The organism is Brevundimonas sp. SL161 (assembly GCF_049896985.1).
Lineage (GTDB): Bacteria > Pseudomonadota > Alphaproteobacteria > Caulobacterales > Caulobacteraceae > Brevundimonas.
Map to the genome: position 1 here is coordinate 1 of NZ_JAFCVJ010000082.1, position 880 is coordinate 880.

1 protein-coding gene is annotated in these 880 nt (G+C 67.7%); it reads left to right on the plus strand.

The annotated features are described in order from the left end of the window. Window positions 1-880 (plus strand): aldehyde dehydrogenase family protein (locus ACP7AU_RS17720; protein ID WP_426052278.1); only part of this gene is annotated, 880 nt, incomplete at both ends.

The following is an 880-nucleotide window of genomic DNA, read 5'->3' on the forward strand; positions in this document are numbered from 1 at the left end:
CACGGGTGATGTTCGAGTTCAAACGGCTGGTTGAGGCCAATATGAACGATCTGGCCGAACTGTTGTCGGCCGAGCACGGCAAGGTCGTCGCCGACTCCAAGGGCGACATCCAGCGCGGTCTCGAAGTGATCGAGTTCGCCTGCGGCATCCCCCATGTGCTGAAGGGCGAATACACCCACGGCGCCGGCCCCGGCATCGACGTCTATTCGATGCGCCAGCCGCTGGGCGTGGTGGCGGGCATCACCCCGTTCAACTTCCCGGCCATGATCCCGATGTGGATGTTCGGCGTCGCCATCGCCGTCGGCAACACCTTCATCCTCAAGCCCTCCGAGCGCGATCCGTCGGTGCCGGTCCGTCTGGCCGAGCTGATGATGGAGGCCGGCGCGCCCGTCGGCGTGCTCAACGTCGTCCACGGCGACAAGGTCGCGGTGGACGCCATCCTGGAGCACCCGCTGGTCCATGCCGTCAGCTTCGTCGGCTCGTCCGATATCGCCCACTATGTCTATCAGACCGGCGCGGCCAACCATAAGCGGGTCCAGGCCATGGGCGGGGCCAAGAACCACGGCATCGTCCTGCCCGACGCCGACATGGACCAGGTGATCAAGGACCTGTCGGGCGCGGCCTACGGCTCGGCCGGCGAGCGCTGCATGGCCCTGCCCGTCGTGGTGCCCGTCGGCAAGAAGACCGCCGATGAACTGCGCGAGCGGATGATCGCCGAGATCCCGACCATGCGGGTCGGCGTCTCGACCGACGCCGGGGCCCACTACGGCCCCGTCGTCACGGCCCAGCACAAGGCCCGGGTCGAGGGCTGGATCGAGCAGGGGGTGAAAGACGGCGCCGAACTGGTCGTCGACGGCCGCGGCTTCTCGCTGCAGGGGCA